We start from the raw sequence: 18594 nt of genomic DNA on the forward strand, positions 1-18594 counted from the left end.
CGCTCCGGATTGTGCCTACCAGGATCGGCTAAGCGGATGCGCGTCGCCTTCGTGGGGCTGGCGCACTCGCACCCGTATGCCGATGCCGGCAACCTCCTGGCGCTTGGGGGTGAGGTTGCCGGCGTGCACGACGTAGATGCAGCCGCAGCTGCGGATTTCGCGGATCGCTTTGGCGGGAGACCAGCATCCTCGATCGCCGCGCTCCTGCGCGTGCGCCCCGACGTCGTCATCGCGACGCCGCATCCCCATCAGGTATTGACCGTCGCGTCCGCGCTGCGCGACGCCGGGACGCTCGCTTTCTTCAACAAGACGGTCGCCGCCACAGACGCAGCGATCAAGGGCTGGGAACGCTCGATCGCCGGTGCGGAACACCGAATCGGCACCTGCTCGGTGCTACGCTTCGCCCCGGCGCTCGAGGAGTTCGCCGACACGCTCGCGGGATCCGAGGTGCTCGCCGTGCGGGTCACGGCGCAGCACGATGCCGCAGGCTTCCGAACGGTGGGGCGGCGGTGGCAGGACGACCCAGGCTCAGGTGGAGGTACCGCAGTGACAGTGGGCGTACACGCCTGGGAGCTGATCGACAAGGTGCTGCCCGGTGCCTGGATCGTAGACGGCACGGGCTGGACGTCCACGAAGGAGGACCAGCGAACCCTCTCGGAAGATGTGGCGGGCGTGGGCGTAAAGATGCGGACGCTCCCGGGGCGCTCCGTGCCTGTGCACGCCCTGATCTCCGGACTTCCAGGCAGCGATGCCTACGCGCTCGAGGTGCTTACGGACCGCGGTTACCACAACCTGTCGTTGGACATCACTACCGCTAACACCGCGCTCGGATTCCGGGGGCTCATACAACGCCTTGAAACAGAAGTGCCGCTCGGCCGCGTTCCCGCGCCCTGGACCGAGTCCCACTTTGGGGTGCGCAATACGGTTCGCGCCGCAGCTATCGCCCGCAGCGACCTGTCCTCGAAACGCTGACGGGACCCGGCCCTCTGACCCCGTTGAGTCGAGACCGAACTCCCGGAGTTATGACTGGCAGAGGCGGGCAGCCCACACCGTGCGGCTCCCACGCATCGAAAGGTCCGTGCGCCGGGCCAGGGACTGCGGGCCGTGCGGGTCCAGCAGCTGATCCAGGGTGGCCAGGTCCTCCGCGGACAGGGCCTCCTCGAGTCCGGTGCGCATGCGGGACAGGAAGGCCTGGGCGTTTTGGGCGATCAGTTCCGGTTTGCGCTCCGTGGCGTAGGCAAAGGTGCGCTGTCCGGCGATCGCCATACCGGCCTGCTGTATCGCCGGTGCCCAATCCGGATGTGAGTTCCAGCCGGCAGCCGCGACGGCCGCATGGCAGCGCTGCTCCAGTCCCGGTGTGCCGAATCCCAGATCATCGGGGAGATACCGCGGCAGGGTATCCATTTCCACAACCACCAGCAGGCCCTCCGGTGCCAGTGTCCGGGAGATCCGGTCAAATACGTGCGCAGGGTCGCTCATATGGTGCATTGAGGAGGCTGCCCAGACCAGATCAATGCCGGACAGCTGGGGCCAGCCGGTATCGAGATCCGACTGGAGGGTGGAGACCCGGTCCGAGAGCCCCTGGTTTTCCATCATTGCGGCCACCCGCTGCAGCATAAATTCGGACTGGTCCACTGCTACCACCTGGGCAGCGGGAAAGGTCCGGGCCAGCCCAAGGGTGCCGGTCCCGGTTCCCGCACCCAGGTCCAGGATGGTCGCCGGGTTTGGCTGATGGGCAGCGGTCCACTCGAAGATCTCCTGCAGATGCTCCTTCAATAAGAGGGCATCGAGGTCCAGCACCTCGGCCAGGCCGGACTCGTCACCGTGCTGGTGGTTATGGTGTCCACTCTGCTGCTGGCTGTGCTGGCTGTGCTGGCTGTGCTGGTGGGTCTGCCGGGAACCGTGCTGATGCGGGGATGTCATGGGTTAAGCCTAAACAAGACTTGCCATAGTCGAATACACTCTTGCCTATGACGCAAGATCTTCAGGACCTTTCCTTGGATACGGTAATCCGGCAGCGCATCAAGGGCCTGCGTCTGGCGAAGGGCTGGTCGCTGGATGCCCTGGCTGCCCGCTGCTTCCTCAGTCCGTCAACCCTCAGCCGCATCGAGACCGGACACCGCAGGATTGCCCTGGACCAGCTGGTGCCGCTGGCCAAGGCGCTGGGGACCACGCTGGATCAGCTGGTGGAATCAAATGCGGATGACGACGTCGTGATCCGTGCCGAGCCACAACACCAGCGCGGCGTCACGACGTGGCTCCTCTCGCGGGAGCATTCGGCCAGCGGCACCACCGTGGCGAAGATGCGGATCACCGCGGAACGCTCAGCAGACGACGGCGGCCTGAGTGTCCACCCGGGGAGGGAGTGGTTCACTGTCCTGTCCGGCACCGTCAGCCTGATGCTCGGGGAGCGGACCATCCTGGTCCATGAAGGGCAGGCCGCGGAGTTCTCCACGATGGTGCCGCACCATGTCGGCGCGCATGAAGGCCCGGTGGAAATCCTGACGATTTTCGACCATGGCGGGGAAAAAGCACACCTGCACGCGCCCGCACGGTCCTGATGCCCTAGTAAAGCTCACTTTACGTAAAGGTAGCTTGACTGTACAGTTTCCTTGACAGGGCATTTCCGTCTTTTCGAAGGGCAGTCAGATGAGCACCAAGGTTCAGCGGACCAAATGGGGCCGTGCACGTTTTGGGGGCGGTGCCGCGGCATTGCTGAGCGCTTCCCTGATGGCCGGAATCCTCACAGCCGCCGGTTGCGGCGCACTGTTTAGCTGGCTGCGGAACGGTGAGAATCCGCTGATCGAGTTCGCCGTGATGGGGGCTGCTGTCCTACCGGTTGCAGCCGCACTTGCCTGGGCGGTGCTCGTTGACCGCTCGACCCTCGCCGGAGCAGTCGACAAACCTGAGGATTCCGTGGAGTCCTCCTGGTATGACAAAGCAGCGAGTGGTGCCTTTACGGACATTCTGCTGGTTGCCGGGATCAGCTGTGCAGCAGTCGCATTTCTGGGGATTGAAGGCCCCGCCAGTCTGGTCCTTGCAGTCGTGATTCTCTTTTCCATGCTGGATTTCGGTGCACGATACCTCTGGCTGAAAAAACTGGCGGGCGCATGAATAACACGCTGCCCCAGCGCCGCCAGGAAATCGGGTGGTCCCAGCAGCGCCTGGCCGATGAACTCGGAGTCTCGCGCCAGACCATCATCTCCATCGAAAAGGGACGCTACGACCCCTCGTTGCCGTTGGCGTTCCGGCTGGCGGGCGTCTTCCACTGCCGGATCGAAGAGCTGTTCCTGCCGGAGTAGAGCATCCGAGCAGATCCAGTGTTACGGGCGGAAGGACAACACGATCCTCAAGTGAGAGGGTTTTGATATGCAAGAACCGCTGCTGAAGTCCCGCCTGCCGATCGCCGCTGCTCCCATGGCCGGCGGCCCAACGACGACGGCGCTGGCCCTCGCGGTGGCGGAAGCCGGAGGTTTTCCGTTCCTGGCCGGAGGGTACAAAACCCCGGAAGCCCTCGGCATGGAGATCAAACAGCTCCAGGCCAGCGGGCATCCGTTTGGGGTGAACCTCTTCGTACCAACGGACCCCACCGTCGATGAAGGTGCTTTCCGGAGCTACGCACGTGAGCTGCAGCCCGACGCCGGCCGATACGGTTTGACGCTCGACCCGCGGCCCGTGCAGGACGAGGATTTCTGGGACCAGAAGGTGGCCCTGCTGCTCCAGGACCCGGTGCCGGTGATTTCGCTGACCTTCGCCCTGCCCGAGCCGGCTGTCATCGCAGCGCTGCAGCGGGCAGGAAGCCGGATCCTCGCCTCCGTGACCACTGCGGGCGAAGCACAGCAGGCGGAGGCAGCCGGCGTTGACGGGCTGGTGGTGCAGGGTCCGTCCGCGGGAGGGCACAGTGCCACGTTCGCCCCGGAGCGCAGGATCGATCCGATCAGCACCGAAGACCTGGTCCGGACGGTCCGCGCCGGAACCAGGCTGCCGATCATCGCCTCCGGCGGCATCGACGGTCCGGAGGCTCTCCGCGGGCTCCTGGATGCCGGCGCCGAAGCGGCCGCGGTGGGCACCCTGCTGCTCCTCGCCGATGAGGCCGGCACCTCACCAACGCACCGGACCGCACTGGCTGATACCGCCTACACCGAGACCGTCCTGACCCGTGCCTTCACCGGCCGCCCGGCCCGGGCCCTGCGCAACGGCTTCATTGACCGGCACGAGCAGCACGCACTGAATGCCTACCCCGCCGTCCATCACCTCACCCGTGCCCTGCGCCAGGCCGCCGGCAAAGCGGGGGACAGCGGCACACTGCACCTCTGGGCCGGCACCGGGTGGCGCAGCGCTTCGGGCGGGCCGGCCGCCGGCATCCTCGGGTGGCTGGCGGACGAACAGCCGCGGCCACCCGCGGCGGGGCTGCCGGGCACGTGAGGGTGCAGCTTTGCTGACCCGGCCGTAAAACAGCCAGCCGGGCTCGGTCCCCTCAACAGGGGCCCCTACGTGTCCTCAGCGTTGGCGGTTGCCTCGATCCAGTCGATGACTTCATCTGAGTAGTACAGGCCGGCCTGGCCGCCGCCTTCCTCAGCAGGCACCTCGGCGGGCAGGGCTGCCGGTCCTCCCGCACGCAGGACTTCAGCTGCCACGCCGCCGGGCACAGCATCGCCGTTGTTGTTCATCAACCACGCGCGGGTGCCGGGTTCCAACCGTGACCACCACCGTTTGTTCACTGCCTGCTGGCCGCTGCTCATTTCCCCAGTATGGCCTGGTGCTCCGGGCACGGCACAGTGCTTAGCCGAAGGAACCGCCAGCAGCTGGAATGGTCTCCGCGGCGCAGGCGTCTTAGGCTGAAAGGGACGCTGCGGCACGCCGCAGCCGCCGGATCATTTGAAAGGACTCCCTTGAGCAAGCTGCCCTGCGCTGAACTCCACCTCCACATCGAAGGAACCCTGGAGCCGGAGCTGATCTTTGAACTGGCTGCCCGCAACGGCATCGAACTGCCGTATGCGGACCTCGATGAGCTTCGTGCCCGCTACGAGTTCACCGATCTGCAGTCCTTCCTGGACCTGTACTACGCCAATATGGACGTCCTGCGCACCGAAGCAGACTTCGCGGATATGACCCGCGCGTACCTGGCCCGGGCAGCCGCTGCCGGCGTCCGGCACGTGGAAATGATGGTCGATCCGCAGGCGCACCTGATCCGCGGCGTCGCCCTGGAAACCTGCATCAACGGTGTTGCCTCCGTCCTGGCGGTGTCCCAGGAGGAGTTCGGCATCTCCTCGGCCCTGATCGCCGCGTTCCTGCGGGACCGTTCGCCGGAAGAGGCTGCCGGGGTCCTCACCGACCTGCTGGCCATGAACGCCCCGATCATCGGCATCGGCCTGGATTCAGCGGAGCTGGGCAACCCGCCGGAGAACTTTGTGCCGCTGTACGCGCAGGCACGTGCCGCCGGCCTGAAGCTGGTGGCCCACGCGGGCGAAGAAGGCCCGTCGCACTACATCGAGCAGGCGCTGGACCTGCTGCTCGTGGACCGGATTGACCACGGGATCCGCTGCATGGATGACCCGGCTCTGGTCGAACGCCTGGAACGGGACCAGGTTCCGCTGACCATCTGCCCGCTGTCCAACGTCCGCCTGCAGGCTGTGGATGCACTGGAAAGCCACCCGCTGCCGCTGCTGCTGGAACAGGGACTGAACGTCTCCGTCAATTCGGATGATCCTGCCTATTTTGGCGGCTACGTTGACGACAACTTCGCCGTGCTCCGCGAGACCTTCGATCTGAACCCCGCCCAGCTGGCCCAGCTGGCCGGCAACTCGATCACGGGTTCCTTCGCTTCCGCTGAACGCAAGGATGAGCTGCTGGCTGAGCTTGAGGCCTGGCTGCTGGTGCAGGGGACCGCTTAGTCACCGTCCCCGCCGGAAGGTCAGGCGCACGACGGCGCCGGCCACAATGGCCATCAACCCCAGGGAGATGACCAGCAGCGGCAGGGACAGGGCCAGCAGCAGTGCACCGGCCAGCCCCAGCAGGTTCAGCACGCGCGGTGTATACCACCGCCGTGACCGCAGGCTGAAGGCGGTCACGGCGGTGGCGCCGGCGTAAAGCAGGCCAAAGAAGGCTGCCACCCCCAGCAGGGTGCCGGGCGGAAAAGCCGCCACCAGGACAACGACGACGGCGGCTCCCGCGGTGACGCCGGCCCAGTGCGTCTCCGGGCGCCCCTTCAGCGCAGCCCGGGTCCGGCCGAACACCGAGGGCAGCTCGCCTTCTTCCGACATGGCCGAGGCGACGCGGGCGCAGCCCGCATTGAGGGCAGAGAGCGCACCCAGCCCGGCGGCGGCCGCGGCGATCAGCACCGCACCGGTGCCAATGCTGCCGCTGACCTGCGACACCGGACCCAGGACCGGGGCGGCTTCCGCCGCCAGGGCCGGAGCGCCAAAATAGCTCAGCAGTGACTGCCCCACCAGCAGATACAGGCCCAGGACGACGGCGAGGGCGGCGGGCAGCGCCAGCGGAATGTTGCGTGCGGGGGAGCGGACATGCGGTCCCAGCGACGCGAGATAACCGTAGCCAATGAACGCGAAGTAGAGCAGTGCGGCCGACTCCAGGATGCCGGCAAGCCCCGGCTCCGGCAGTGTTGCCAGTTTTACGCTCCCGGGAGGATGGCCGGAATTGAACGCGGCCACCGCCACGAAGGCCAGCACCGCAATCACGAACGCGACAATAAACCGGGACACCCAGTCGCTGCGGGTGATTCCAAAGATATTCAGCACAGCGGTCAAGACCACGGCGCCAACCGCCACCGGAACCGCGAAATCCGGCAGCAGATAGGTACCAAGCATCAGGGCGGCAACAGCGGAGGCCGCCAGCCGGGAACAGAGGAACACCCAGCCGGTGACAAAGGCGGCCGTGGGACCGAGGAGCAGGCGCGCTGCGCGGGTGCCGCCGTCGTCGTAATTAGCTTGATCCGCATCCAGGGCGGCACTGACCTGGAAGATCGACACGCCGCACGCATAGGCGACGACGGCCGCGATGAGCAGCGGCACCGCCAGCCCGCCGCCGTCCGCAGCCACAGCAGCGGGAAAAACCACAAACACCCCGGCGCCAACGATGGATCCGATGCCGGCCATTGTCGCATCGAAGCCGCCAAGGGGCCGGTTCAGGGCAGCGTTGCCGGACACTCATCCTCCGATCAGTCTGCCCTTGGCCGGGAACAGAATGGATCACCGGTAAACTCGAAGAAGATCTCTACTCACAATGGGCGGGAACAGGTGTTTCCGCAAGCAATCAAACTTGAAAGGACTGCTGTGCTGCGCACACACGCCCTTGGTTCCCTGAGGGCCGAGCATATTGGACAGACCGTTACCCTGGCCGGCTGGGTTGCCCGCCGCCGCGACCACGGAGGCGTCGCCTTCCTCGACCTGCGTGACGCCTCCGGCGTGGCCCAGGTGGTTGTCCGGGAAGAAGACGTTTTCCACGGCCTGCGCAACGAGTACGTCCTGCAGATCACCGGCAAGGTCGAGCGCCGTCCCGAAGGCAACGAGAACCCTGCGCTGGCCACCGGCGAGGTTGAGGTCATTGCCGACGAGGTTGTTATCCTCAACACCTCCGATCCGCTGCCCTTCCAGATCGACGAGCACGTGGAAGTTGGCGAGGAAGCCCGCCTGAAGCACCGCTACCTGGACCTGCGCCGCCCGGCTCCGTCCGCGGCACTGCGCCTGCGCTCCGAAGCCAACCGCATTGCCCGCGAGCTGCTGCACGGCGAAGGTTTCGTGGAGATCGAGACGCCGACCCTGACCCGTTCCACCCCCGAAGGTGCCCGCGACTTCGTGGTGCCGGCCCGCCTGGCGCCCGGTTCCTGGTATGCCCTCCCGCAGTCGCCGCAGCTCTTCAAGCAGCTGCTCCAGGTCGGCGGGTTCGAGAAGTACTACCAGATTGCCCGCTGCTACCGTGACGAGGACTTCCGCGCCGACCGGCAGCCGGAGTTCACCCAGCTGGACATCGAAGCCAGCTTCGTCGAGGAAAACGACATCATTGCCCTGGGCGAGGAAATCGTCAAGGCACTCTGGAAGCTGATCGGCGTCGAAATCGAAACGCCGATCCGCCGCATGACCTACGCCGATGCCATGGCCCGCTACGGCTCGGACAAGCCGGACCTGCGCTTCGGCCTGGAACTGACCGAACTGACGGAGTTCTTCAAGGACACCACTTTCCGCGTATTCCAGGCTCCGTACGTCGGTGCCGTGGTGATGCCCGGCGGTGCCTCGCAGGCCCGCCGCACGCTGGACGCCTGGCAGGAATGGGCCAAGCAGCGCGGCGCCAAGGGCCTGGCTTACGTGCTGGTCCAGGAGGACGGCACGCTGACCGGTCCGGTCGCCAAGAACCTGACCGACTTTGAGCGGGAGAACCTCGCTGCGAAGGTTGGCGCCAAGCCCGGCGACTGCATCTTCTTCGCCGCGGGCCAGACCTCCGAAGCACGTGCCCTGCTCGGCGCGGCCCGCGTCGAAATCGGCCACCGCACCGGCCTGATCGATCCCAAGGACTGGGCTTTCGTCTGGATCGTCGACGCCCCGATGTTCGAGCCGGCCGCCGCAGCCGTCGCTGCCGGCGATGTTGCTGCCGGTGAAGGCGAATGGACCGCTGTGCACCACGCGTTCACCTCGCCGAAGCCTGAGTTCATGGACACCTTCGACAAGGATCCCGGCTCCGCCCTGGCCTACGCCTACGACATTGTCTGCAACGGCAACGAAATCGGTGGCGGCTCCATCCGTATCCACCAGCGCGACGTCCAGGAGCGCGTCTTCAAGGTGATGGGCATCTCCGAGGAGACCGCGCAGGAGCAGTTCGGCTTCCTGCTCGAAGGCTTCAAGTACGGTGCTCCGCCCCACGGCGGAATCGCCTTCGGCTGGGACCGGGTGGTAGCCCTGCTGGCCGGTGCCGACTCCATCCGCGACGTCATTGCCTTCCCGAAGTCCGGCGGCGGCTACGATCCGCTGACCTCCGCTCCGGCGCCGATCAGCGCCCAGCAGCGCAAGGAAGCCGGCGTCGATTTCAAGCCGGAGAAGAAGCAGGACAAGCAGCAGGAGAAGCCCGCGGCTGAGTAGCAGCAGCAGCAGTTGAAAGCCCGGCCGTCAAAAAACGGCCGGGCTTTCTGCTGTCCGGATAGCCCCGGAACTAGAGGGTGACGGTCCCGGAAATCCGGGTCCTGCAGTCGCCTCCGACCCAGACATCGGTTCCATCGGAGCGTACATGGACCCGGCCGGCCCGCCCCAGCACGGTTCCCTGGGAAGCCACATAAGATTCCGGCGCCCGCCCGGAGGAGATCAGCCACTGCGCGGCTCCCGCATTGAAGCTCCCGGTGACCGGATCCTCAACCGGAATGTCCCCGGGGATGAACGTGCGCACCTCGAAGTCCACGGATCCGCCTCCGGAATAAGGACCGAGGATTCCAATCTCGAGCCCCGCCATCGCCTGGTAGTTGGGGCGGACGGCAAGGACTTCCTCCGCGGATCCGAGCAGCACGCCGATCCATTCCGGGCCGTTCACCAGCCACGAGGCATCCACCAGCGCTGCACGGGGAAGATCCAGGGCAGCCGCTATCTGCTGCATCTGCGTTTCCGCGACCGGCCCGTACCTCGTCAGCGGAGGCGCTGCGAAAGCGAGGCGTCCCCCGTGATTCTGCAGCCGGACGAGTCCGGCAGCGCACTCCTGGACGATACCTCCCGCGCCGGCCGGGGTGCCGCCGGCTTCGAGCCAGGCATGTGCAGAGCCGAGCGTGGGATGACCGGCGAACGGCAGTTCCCCATCCGGGGTGTAGATCCGCACGCCGTAGTCAGCGGCGGGATCGGCCGGCGGGACAAGGAAGGTGGTTTCGGACAGGTTGGTCCAGGTGGCGAACTGCTGCATCTGCTGATCGGTCAGCCCTCCGGCGTTGTGGACAACGGCCAGCGGGATGCCGCGGAAAGGCTGCGGGCTGAAGACATCGACTTGCCGGAATGGCCGGGGGACTGCTGCGGAGAGCGGTATTTCCTGTTTCACTGTGGCAGGTTATCAGCGGCTGGCGTTTCCGGTCCCAGGCGGGCTTTCCCGGTGTCAATGTTGGCCAGGTTCCATCACCGGATATAAGAAGCATGCTTGCGGTTTATCGGCTGAAGATTAGTTTGCGGAATCGCGTGCGGGTTTGGCCGTTCGCTATTCCAGCGGAGGAATGACGGCCATAGGGTTTTAAAGGCGATTATTTTCTGCCAGCACCTGACAAATATGTCACATCGCCGATTCACCGCAGGCCGACGAGGAACACGAATGCAGCGTCAAGATCCGCGCAACAAGAACCGCAACAAGAAGCGCTACAAGAAATCCGGCAAAAAATCCGGCAGCAGCCACAAACACCCGCTGGCGGCCCGGCTCACCACCGTATCGCTGGGGACGGCCCTGGTCCTGGGGCTCACGGGCTTTACGACGGAGGTACCCCGGACCGGAGAAGGCGGTGCCGCGACATTGGCAGCGGAACCAGCGTCTTCCGTGCTTCCGCTGGACATCCCGGGATTCTACGACACCACGGCGTCGGGGGCGCAGCGGCAGCTCCGCAACGACCTCACCGGAAATCTCGAAGGCCAGGTGCAGTTTGCCCAGAGCCATACAATCAACGCAAAGGGAAACGCTGCGGCGAAAATGCCGTCCCTGGTCGCCGAAAGGGCTGCACTGGTTCTCTTCTCACCGCTTTCCGGAGCCACACGCGTAAGTGTCACGGCTACGGTCAACGGCACCGCGCAGGGGACACTGGAGCTGGCGGCGCCGGCGGATATTCCCCGCTCAGATATGAGCATTACCAATAACAGGCCGGACATCGCATATTCCTCGACGGCCTGGACAGCTGAGCTGCCGTGGAATTGGATGAAACCGGGCCTGGAACTGACGTTCACAACGGATACGGGCAGCGGCGTCCTCGCACGGAACGGGATTGAATTTGCGGCCCCGGCCGAAATGATCATCAGCTCCATCCAGCTCGGCATGCTTACCGACTATCCCAAGACCGACGGTCACTACATGTTCAACGAGCCGGAGAAATCGGGCGCCGACTATTTCCAGACCATTCCTGTCTCCAAACTGACGATGGCCATCTACGAGCCGGTGCGCCTGGACAAAGTGATTGTTGGCTCCGGGGTGATCTACGACCAGAAGAGCGCCGTCAACGGCGACGTCTACTCGGGCGACATGCGCGAAAGCGTTGGCAAGGCGCAGGTGAGCACCGGCATCAACCTCGCGAACTTCGGCACCACCAGCGGGCCGATGGACCAAAAGCAGCCGGGCACCTTCAACCAGCGGATCATCCATCACTCCGCCGGAAACTACGCCAACGGGGTGCAGTCCCACGGCCTCAGCGGCGGCAACGGCATGGCGACCCTGTATGACTCGGTGGGGAACGAACTCAGCCACGAACTCGGGCACTCCTACGGGCTGGGGCACTACCCCGGCATCGACACCTCCAAGCAGGGCGACGAGCGGGTCATTAACGCCAGCCACCACAGCGAGAGCGGCTGGGGCTACATCGCCTACCGGGACCGGATGCGTTCCAACCTCTCCGCAAACACGGCCTTTACCGCGGCCGGCTTCGATCTGAGCGCCGGAAACTTCACCCAGAACTATCAGGGCATCTACAACTACCACCGGGACACCATGTCCGGAGGCAGCAATTCGAGCACCCTCTCCCGTTACACACACCTCACCGGCTACAGCGCCGAGATTGCCCAGCGTTCCTTCCGCACGGTGGTGCCGGATCTGGACTATCCGAGCGGCTACCGCGACTGGGATTCCGCAGCCGGCGGATACGTCGATGCAAAGGTGAAGACGCCTGCCTTCTCGGCCCCCCGGCCCTCCGAGGTCGGTGTGCCGGTGTACACCCTGCTTGGCGGGTACAACCCCGCAGTGCCAGAGCAGACAGTGCTCTACCCGGCCTTCCGCAGCAACTACGGAAACGTCTTCGACCTCCCGCAGGCAGACACCACGGCCACGGACTCCACCCGCAGGTGCTGGATGGAAATCAGCTTCCAGGACGGACGGGTGGACAAAACCGCGCTGCTGGCCACCAACGGGGTGAAGCAGTTCAACATCAACCTGTCCCACGCGGACAAACCAACCGGTGCCTCCATCCACTGCCGGGTGAACGGCACAACCACGAAGCTTGGCAACTCCATCACCATCGCCTCAGACCAGGAGCCGCTGCGGCCCGCCGTCGTCATTGGCCAGGACGCAGGCTACGAAGCCCTGCGCGCCGTCGAACTTCCGGAGCTTGAGGCGAAGCTCCAGGCCGCCGCCAACCAGGCGGTACCGCTGCTGGACACGGACGGCACGGTCCTGCTGGAGAGCTGGAAAGACGATCTGAGCGGCCTCACGCCGGTAGCCCAGGGTGTGGCAGCAGCTGTCCAGAAGCAGTCGGCCGCAGCTGCCTCGGTCGATGCTTTCATCCAGCGCAATCAGGCAAAGCTCGACGCCCAGGACCCGGCCGCCACAGCGGAGCTGTTCACCCTGATGTCTTCCCTCGGACTGGTGGAGAGTCCCACGCAGGTGCTTCCTGCCGGTGGCCGGCTGCTGGTCGACGGCGGGCATTGCCTGGTGCTGGGTGCGGACCTCGGCGTCACAGTCCCGCAGGACAAAACCCTCTGTGCAGACACTGCCGCCCAGCGCTGGGTGATGGACGCACGCGGGGCGGTTCACAGCGAAGAGCGTCCGGACCTGTGCCTGATTCCCGGTACACCGGTGAAGACGGCGGCGTGCGCCACGACCGCAGCGTCCCAGGTGTGGATCGCCGAGGCCGACGGACACCTGAAGAGTGCGGTGTCCAACTACCTCGACTTCTACCGTCACCAGGGAATCGCCGGCATGTACGGCCGGACGTCCGGAGCCAATCAGATCTGGCAGGGACTGGCCGCCTCGCAGAACCCGGGAATGGCAACGCTGAAGGCCAGCAGCATTGCCACCCTCTCCGGGCTGAATTTCGCCACTGCCGCGATCGACACGTTTATCCAGGACAATCAGGCAAAGCTCGATGCGAAGGACGCGGCAACCACGGCGGAACTCGCCGCCCTGATGTCCTCAAACGGCTTCACGGAAAGTTCCACCCGGATACTGCCGGCTGGAAGCCGGCTGCTCGTCAACAACGGCCACTGCCTGGTGCTGGGCGGAAACCTCAGCGTTACTGTCCCGAAAAACAAGGCACTGTGCGCTGACACCGCGGCCCAGCGCTGGTTTATGGATACCCGCGGGGCGGTCCACAGCGAAGCACGGCCCGATATGTGCCTGGTGCCCGGCACCCCGGCCAAGGTCGCTGCCTGCTCTGCCGGCGAAGCAAACCAGGAGTGGCTCCCCGAAGCAGACGGACATCTCAAGAGCGCGGTTTCGAGTTACCTCGACTTCTACCGGGACGAGGGAATCGTGGGGATGTATTCGAAGAACGCCGGAGCGAACCAGATCTGGACCGGACTCACAACATCCGCCAACCCGGGGATGGCCAGCCTGAAAGCCGGCAGCATCGCGACGCTGTTCAGCCTTGGACTGGACGCGTAGCTCGGCAGCAGGGATTTAGCAGCAGGGATCCAGCACCGGAAAGGGTGCACACCCCGGGCCATTTCAGCCCGGGGTGTGCACCCTTTTCCTTGGTACTGAGTCCGGCGGCTGCCTGTCCCGGTCAGGCGAACTCAGGAACCGCCAGATTACGGAACGCTGAACCGTGGAACACCAGCGGTTCATGGGCGTCCTCGTGGGTGGAATAGCCGTGGACCCGCAGGAGCACCACGGCGTGGTCTCCGGCCGGCACCTCATTTTCGATCGAGCAGTCGAGCCACAGGGCGGCTTCGTCCAGGAACAGTGCGCCCTCAGCTTCGTGCAGTTCGAGGCCGGCGAACCGGTCGCCGTCGCGGGAGGCAATCTGGCGGCAGACGCCGTCGTGCCCTGTCCCGAGGACGGACACACCGATCCGCTGCGCGGCGCGCAGCACCGGCCAGGTCCGCGAGGTGTTCTGGACCGCGAACATCACCAGCGGCGGCTCCATGGAGACCCCCACGGTGAAGGACGACGCGACGATGCCCTGCGGTGCGCCGTCAATATCGGCGCACAGGGCCGCGATTCCGGAAGGGAAACGGCCAAACGCGCGGCGGAGGGCAGTGGGCTGCAGATCGGTTTCAAGGGCCATGGGACTTCCTCTGCCTGATGCGCCCGCTGCCCGGAAGGCAGCACGGGGACGCTGTACTTGCCGCACCGGGAGATCCACCGGGACGGCCGAATCGTCACCTGGAGCACCCCGCTATGGCGAGAGGGTTGCCGTCCAACCGGCCAGGGCCTGTGGCTGGAACTCTTGATTCTGCCCATCAATCTAGGGGCGGGGCAGGGGCGGGCGCAAACCCGTGTCACACGCAGTGGCGGATCCGCAACACTTCGTAACCGCCGGGCTGCCAGCCTGCTGCCGGGGGAGCCACTAAAGTGTCCGCATGAGACAACGCTGGTTCAAGCAGGTAGACGTCTTTGGCAGCCGCCCCTTTCAGGGCAATCCGCTGGCGGTGGTGCTGGACGGGGACGGCCTTGACGATGAAGCCATGCTCCAGTTCGCGCGCTGGACAAATCTCTCGGAGACGACGTTCGTGCTCCCGGCCACGCAGGAGGAAGCCGACTACCGGGTCCGGATCTTCACGCCGGGGGGAGAGATTCCGTTCGCGGGCCATCCAACACTCGGCACCTGCCATGCGTGGACCGAGGCCGGGAATACCCCGGTACGGCCGGGGCTGGTGATCCAGGAGTGCGGAATCGGCCTGGTGCCGCTGCGGGTCAATGCCGGGCTGGCCGCGTTCGCTGCGCCGAGGCTCATCCGGACCGGGCCCGTGGAGGAGGACATCCTTGCCCGGGTCACCGCTGCACTGGGGCTCACCCCGAACCAGGTGGACGGCCACCAGTGGGTGGACAACGGCCCGGGGTGGCTGGGGCTGCTGCTGCCCGACGCGGAGACAGTGCTTTCGCTGCGCCCGGACCACGCCGCGCTCGGCAACCTGCGGGTCGGTGTGATCGGCCCGCAGCCCGAAACCGCTGAAACCGACTTCGAGGTGCGCGCCTTCGCCCCCGGCCTTGGCGTCTCCGAGGACCCGGTAACCGGCAGCCTGAACGCCGGCCTGGCCCAGTGGCTGATCGGTGAAGGCCTGGCCGGGGAACGCTACACGGTTACGCAGGGCACCGCAGTGCACCGTTCCGGCCTGGTCCGGGTCTTTATGCGGGAGGGCCGCATCTGGGTGGGTGGAGAGTCCGTAACCTGCATCGACGGTTCGGTTTCGCTCTAACCCGCGGGTTTCCTTCCAGTCCCTGAACTCCGCTGGCCGCCTGGGACTGCATCCGCCGGGGACCGCTGGTCCGCAGAGAGGGAGAGCGCGCGGGTAGCCTTGGGATGTGAGTGACTTGTTCAGCAGCGATGAGGACCTGGACCCCGAAGACAGCGGCGGTTCGGGGGAGCCGGACGCCGACGGCGGTGCCCGCCAGCGCCCGCGCAGCCCCCTGGCGGTCCGCATGCGTCCGCGCAGCGTCGACGAGGTGGTGGGACAGCAGCACCTGCTGGCACCGGGTTCCCCGCTGCGGACCCTCGCCGAAGCCCCCCAGGGCGGGCCTGCCGGCCCGTCCTCGGTGATGCTCTGGGGGCCTCCCGGCACCGGCAAAACCACCCTTGCCCACGTTGTCGCCCGTGGTCCGGGACGGAAGTTCGTTGAACTGTCCGCCATCACCTCCGGGGTAAAGGACGTCCGGCGCGTGATGGATGAAGCACTGACGGCCAGGGACCTGCACGGTGTCACCACGGTGCTTTTCCTGGACGAAATCCACCGGTTCAACAAGGCCCAGCAGGACGCACTGCTTCCCGGGGTGGAGAACCGCTGGGTGGTGCTGATTGCGGCGACCACCGAAAATCCTTCCTTCTCCGTCGTCTCGCCCCTGCTTTCCCGGTCACTGCTCCTGACACTGAAGCCGTTGACCGAGGCTGATATCTCCAGCCTCCTGCTCCGCGCCGTGGCCGATGAGCGTGGCCTCGCCGGGCGGATTCAGCTTCATGATGAAGCACTCGAGCACCTGGTCCGCCTGGCCGCCGGTGACGCCCGCCGGGGGCTGACCGCGCTGGAAGCCGCTGCCGGTGTTGCCTATTCCGAACGTGATCCGGACGAAGAGGTGCCGACCGTCCTGCTCTCCCACGCCGAGCAGGCACTGGACGTGGCCGCCCTGCGCTATGACCGGGCGGGGGACCAGCACTACGACGTCACCAGTGCGTTCATCAAGTCGCTGCGGGGATCCGACGTTGATGCCGCCCTGCATTACCTGGCCAAGATGCTCGAAGCGGGGGAGGACCCGCGCTTTATCTCCCGGCGCCTGATGATTTCCGCTGCCGAGGACGTGGGTATGGCAGACCCGACGGCGCTGCAGACCGCTGTTGCCGCGGCACAGGCGGTCCAGATGATCGGTATGCCGGAGGGCCGGTTGATCCTGGCCGAGGCCGTTGTCCATATTGCGACAGCACCGAAATCCAATGCCGCGTACAAGGCGATCGGCGCTGCGACAGCGGATGTGCGTGCCGGTTACGGCACCGGAGTGCCTTCCCACCTGCGGGACGCCCACTATCCCGGGGCGAAACAGCTGGGCCACGGCAAGGGCTACATCTACTCCCACGACGAACCGCACGGGGTCGCCAAGCAGCAGTATGCCCCCGATGACCTGGTGGGCAAGGACTACTACAAGCCCACCGCCAACGGTGCGGAACGGGATATTTCTGCGCGGCTGGAGCGCCTGCGGGGGATCATCCGGGGGCAGTGACGCCCGGCAGGCAGCCGGCATCCTGGCGCCGCGGCCTCGGGCCGGCCCATGCTAGGATTGATGGTTGACTGGCAAGCGCTCTGCCGGACATTCCAATTCTGATTCAGCCGGGTTCACCCCGGCAGGGCAGAGGCGTGTCATGGCAGCAGCGTTGCAGCGGAAGGCAGCGGTTGGCCGGAGCTCTCCCTAATGGAGGCCAGTGACTACGTATTAGCTGCGGAAACGGTGGGCTTGTCCCGGCGCAGACGCAGCGAAACCGCCAAAACAGTGAAAGGTGAACGTGGCTAATTCAACACGTGCACGCCGTCAGGCCCGCGCTTCGCGCGCCCTCGGCATTGCTTTGACCCCCAAGGCAGCAAAGTACTTCGAGCGTCGGCCTTACCCCCCGGGTGAGCACGGCCGCGCCCGCCGCAAGCAGGACAGCGACTACGCAGTACGTCTGCGTGAAAAGCAGCGCCTGCGTGCACAGTACGGCATCCGCGAAGCACAGATGACCCGTGTCTTCGAAGAAGCCCGCCGCACCGCCGGCCTGACCGGTGAAAACCTGATCGAGCTTCTCGAGATGCGTCTTGACGCCCTCGTGCTGCGTGCCGGCTTCGCCCGGACGATCGCCCAGGCCCGCCAGCTTGTTGTGCACCGCCACATCATGGTTGACGGCGCCCGCGTGGACCGCCCGTCGTTCCGCGTGTCCGAAGGCCAGCTCATCCATGTGCACCAGCGCAGCGAGACCATGACGCCGTTCCAGGTTGCCGCTGCCGGCGCCCACCGCGACGTCCTGCCCGCTGTTCCGGGTTACCTGGATGTCTCCCTGGACAAGCTGCAGGCCCGCCTGGTTCGCCGCCCGAAGCGCTCGGAAGTCCCCGTGACCTGCGAAGAGCAGCTCGTGGTGGAATACTACGCACGCTAATTCGACTGTCTTCCCGGTTCCCGGGAACACAAGGCGAAACCGGAACAGCCCGTGGCCCCGTGCCGCGGGCTGTTTCGTTTGGTACAGCCACACCGGGCTGGATGCAACCGCAGTCCCGCAGTGTTCAAGTGAGTGTCCCGGCCCGCGAATGGGTAAGGTACATAGCGGAAATGTCTTCGAACCGATCCCAAGGAGAACCATGTCAGGTGGAGATATCGCCGGTCTGATCGCAGCCGGTGTGTTTGCCGTGCTGGTTGCGCTGCTGGCCGTACCCATCATCAAACTGGGAAAGGTCTTCGATGAACTTCGCGGATCCATTAAGACCCTCAGCGACGAAACCACTCCGTTGATTGACGAAGTGACCACCACTGTTTCCACCACCAACCTGCAGCTGCAGAAGGTGGACGGCATTTCCTCGAATGTCTCCGACGCGTCCGCGAACGTCTCGGCCCTGACGTCGCTGATCGCGGCTACCGTCGGCTCCCCGCTGATCAAGGTCTCCGCTTTCACCTACGGTGTACGTACCGCACTGGCTGCCCGCCGGCCCGCCGGCCGCGGACGACGCAGCCGCTAGGCCCGACCGCCACACCACCACAGGAGCAGCCATGATTAAGCGTGTGTTTTGGATGTCGATCGGCATCACGATCGGCGTCATCGCCGTCCGCCGTCTTTCAGACGCCAGGGAAACGCTCGGTCCCGCCGGGCTTAACCGGGCCGTCGGCAGCGCCACCGACGCCGTGCACCACTTCACCGACGCGTTCCGCGACGCCATGAACCAGCGGGAGGGCGAGCTCCGCTCAGCCCTGGGGCTGGAAACCACTGACACCGTCGCCGACACCATGTCAGCTGCGCGCCGCTGATTTTCCTCCCGC

18 protein-coding genes and 1 riboswitch are annotated in these 18594 nt (G+C 65.7%); of the genes, 13 read left to right on the forward strand and 5 right to left on the reverse strand.

Going from position 1 to position 18594, the window contains the following annotated elements:
* The first annotated feature begins 9 nt into the window (after window positions 1-9).
* Complete coding sequence (locus AL3_RS04890) at window positions 10-972, forward strand: Gfo/Idh/MocA family oxidoreductase (protein ID WP_151723942.1); 963 nt, start codon at window positions 10-12, stop codon at window positions 970-972.
* Between the two features lie 48 nt (window positions 973-1020).
* Here AL3_RS04890 and AL3_RS04895 read toward each other — a convergent pair whose 3' ends face one another.
* The gene (locus tag AL3_RS04895; protein WP_083521459.1) at window positions 1021-1923 is read right to left on the reverse strand and encodes a class I SAM-dependent methyltransferase; all 903 of its coding nucleotides are present in this window, start codon (window positions 1921-1923) and stop codon (window positions 1021-1023) included.
* Between the two features lie 47 nt (window positions 1924-1970).
* On the opposite strand from AL3_RS04895, the gene AL3_RS04900 reads away from it, so the two are divergent.
* The 4 genes from AL3_RS04900 (at window position 1971) to AL3_RS04915 (ending at window position 4425) form a co-directional block, all read left to right on the forward strand.
* Window positions 1971-2561: a helix-turn-helix domain-containing protein gene (locus AL3_RS04900; protein WP_066297505.1), complete on the forward strand. Its 591-nt coding sequence runs from the start codon at window positions 1971-1973 to the stop codon at window positions 2559-2561.
* Between the two features lie 88 nt (window positions 2562-2649).
* Window positions 2650-3114: a hypothetical protein gene (locus tag AL3_RS04905; protein WP_066297509.1), complete on the forward strand. Its 465-nt coding sequence runs from the start codon at window positions 2650-2652 to the stop codon at window positions 3112-3114.
* The gene (locus AL3_RS04910) at window positions 3111-3302 is read left to right on the forward strand and encodes a helix-turn-helix transcriptional regulator (RefSeq protein WP_066297511.1); all 192 of its coding nucleotides are present in this window, start codon (window positions 3111-3113) and stop codon (window positions 3300-3302) included. Before AL3_RS04905 ends, AL3_RS04910 begins: the two co-directional genes overlap by 4 nt.
* Window positions 3303-3369: 67 nt before the next feature.
* Window positions 3370-4425 carry an NAD(P)H-dependent flavin oxidoreductase gene (locus tag AL3_RS04915; RefSeq protein WP_066297514.1) on the forward strand — a complete coding sequence of 352 codons (1056 nt, stop codon included), beginning with the start codon at window positions 3370-3372 and terminating at the stop codon, window positions 4423-4425.
* A gap of 65 nt (window positions 4426-4490) precedes the next feature.
* Here AL3_RS04915 and AL3_RS04920 read toward each other — a convergent pair whose 3' ends face one another.
* On the reverse strand, window positions 4491-4742 hold the full coding sequence (locus AL3_RS04920; protein ID WP_066297516.1) for a hypothetical protein: 252 nt from the start codon (window positions 4740-4742) through the stop codon (window positions 4491-4493).
* Window positions 4743-4850: 108 nt separating this feature from the next.
* Between AL3_RS04920 and AL3_RS04925 the strand changes: the two genes are divergently transcribed.
* Window positions 4851-5894 (forward strand): adenosine deaminase, encoded by a 1044-nt coding sequence (locus AL3_RS04925; protein ID WP_066298425.1) that lies wholly within the window; start codon window positions 4851-4853, stop codon window positions 5892-5894.
* Here AL3_RS04925 and AL3_RS04930 read toward each other — a convergent pair whose 3' ends face one another.
* On the reverse strand, window positions 5895-7166 hold the full coding sequence (locus tag AL3_RS04930) for an APC family permease (RefSeq protein WP_066297517.1): 1272 nt from the start codon (window positions 7164-7166) through the stop codon (window positions 5895-5897). It lies immediately after the preceding gene.
* A gap of 126 nt (window positions 7167-7292) precedes the next feature.
* On the opposite strand from AL3_RS04930, the gene aspS reads away from it, so the two are divergent.
* Window positions 7293-9089: an aspartate--tRNA ligase gene (aspS, locus tag AL3_RS04935; RefSeq protein WP_083521461.1), complete on the forward strand. Its 1797-nt coding sequence runs from the start codon at window positions 7293-7295 to the stop codon at window positions 9087-9089.
* 70 nt (window positions 9090-9159) lie between these two features.
* On the opposite strand, the gene AL3_RS04940 is transcribed toward aspS, so the two are convergent.
* Window positions 9160-10023, reverse strand: coding sequence for a PhzF family phenazine biosynthesis protein (locus tag AL3_RS04940; protein WP_246168573.1), 864 nt, complete (start codon window positions 10021-10023; stop codon window positions 9160-9162).
* Window positions 10024-10287: 264 nt separating this feature from the next.
* On the opposite strand from AL3_RS04940, the gene AL3_RS04945 reads away from it, so the two are divergent.
* Window positions 10288-13548 carry a M66 family metalloprotease gene (locus tag AL3_RS04945; protein ID WP_066297523.1) on the forward strand — a complete coding sequence of 1087 codons (3261 nt, stop codon included), beginning with the start codon at window positions 10288-10290 and terminating at the stop codon, window positions 13546-13548.
* Between the two features lie 121 nt (window positions 13549-13669).
* Here AL3_RS04945 and AL3_RS04950 read toward each other — a convergent pair whose 3' ends face one another.
* Window positions 13670-14173, reverse strand: a complete 504-nt coding sequence (locus tag AL3_RS04950; RefSeq protein WP_066297527.1) for a flavin reductase family protein — start codon at window positions 14171-14173, stop codon at window positions 13670-13672.
* 48 nt (window positions 14174-14221) lie between these two features.
* Window positions 14222-14341, reverse strand: a riboswitch (SAM riboswitch).
* 127 nt (window positions 14342-14468) lie between these two features.
* Here AL3_RS04950 and AL3_RS04955 point away from each other — a divergent pair.
* The 5 genes from AL3_RS04955 to AL3_RS04975 all read left to right on the forward strand — a co-directional run bounded on the left by AL3_RS04955 (window position 14469) and on the right by AL3_RS04975 (window position 18582).
* On the forward strand, window positions 14469-15305 hold the full coding sequence (locus AL3_RS04955) for a PhzF family phenazine biosynthesis protein (RefSeq protein WP_066297528.1): 837 nt from the start codon (window positions 14469-14471) through the stop codon (window positions 15303-15305).
* 106 nt (window positions 15306-15411) lie between these two features.
* Window positions 15412-16815 carry a replication-associated recombination protein A gene (locus AL3_RS04960; protein WP_066297530.1) on the forward strand — a complete coding sequence of 468 codons (1404 nt, stop codon included), beginning with the start codon at window positions 15412-15414 and terminating at the stop codon, window positions 16813-16815.
* 280 nt (window positions 16816-17095) lie between these two features.
* On the forward strand, window positions 17096-17722 hold the full coding sequence (rpsD, locus tag AL3_RS04965; RefSeq protein WP_055242205.1) for a 30S ribosomal protein S4: 627 nt from the start codon (window positions 17096-17098) through the stop codon (window positions 17720-17722).
* A gap of 199 nt (window positions 17723-17921) precedes the next feature.
* On the forward strand, window positions 17922-18296 hold the full coding sequence (locus AL3_RS04970) for a DUF948 domain-containing protein (RefSeq protein ID WP_066297533.1): 375 nt from the start codon (window positions 17922-17924) through the stop codon (window positions 18294-18296).
* A 31-nt stretch (window positions 18297-18327) separates the two neighbouring features.
* Complete coding sequence (locus AL3_RS04975; protein WP_306303023.1) at window positions 18328-18582, forward strand: hypothetical protein; 255 nt, start codon at window positions 18328-18330, stop codon at window positions 18580-18582.
* The last annotated feature ends 12 nt before the right edge of the window (window positions 18583-18594 follow it).

Source organism: Arthrobacter luteolus NBRC 107841, assembly GCF_001552075.1.
Taxonomy (GTDB): domain Bacteria; phylum Actinomycetota; class Actinomycetes; order Actinomycetales; family Micrococcaceae; genus Arthrobacter_B; species Arthrobacter_B luteolus.